The organism is Vibrio sp. 1288 (assembly GCF_033344475.1).
In genome coordinates this window covers 1-573 of record NZ_JAWPOX010000895.1, presented here as the reverse complement: position 1 = coordinate 573, position 573 = coordinate 1, and the positions used below count along the sequence as shown (strand labels likewise).

The following is a 573-nucleotide window of genomic DNA, read 5'->3' as shown; positions in this document are numbered from 1 at the left end:
TTTCACATAATCGAGCTGTTCAACGGCGCTCATCATGGCGAGATGCTTAGTGCTCGTCCCCAAGTTTTTCGCGGTTGCGGGCATGAACTGAATCAGACCTGTCGCACCACTCCCAGAGCCGTTTCTAATGCTAGGGCTGAACGTTTCAGCCGTCTCAAAGGCCATACAAGCCATTAGATGATTCGGGTTGATTTCTAGCTCAGAGCAAATTTCGACCACTTTGCTTTTGAATGCAGGGCTAACTCGCTGTCCCCATGCCAAAACATGCTCAGAAGGCTCTTGAAATGGCTCGGGAGAAAAAATACATCGATGGGAACGTTGGGAATAAAAAGGAAGCTTTTTAATGAGGCGCTGTTGCCTGCCCTTCAACATGGAAGTAAAGGAAAACAATACAGCTTTGAGTGGCTGCCGTTTTTTAAACTTTACTAATCTATACAGTCGCTTAGATACCTTTTTCACGACATAACCAAGTTGAGGGAACACTCCCAAAATGTAATCCATTTCCTACAAGTTTTATAGAAATATCAGCTACAACAAATATTTATGTGACCAAGGTCACTTTTAGCGCAATTT

General features: G+C 43.6%; 1 protein-coding gene. It reads right to left on the bottom strand.

The genetic code is table 11. From position 1 onward, the window contains the following. Window positions 1-501 (bottom strand): transglycosylase SLT domain-containing protein (locus R8O11_RS29965; protein ID WP_318195227.1); only part of this gene is annotated, 501 nt, incomplete at its 3' end. Window positions 502-573: the final 72 nt, after the last annotated feature.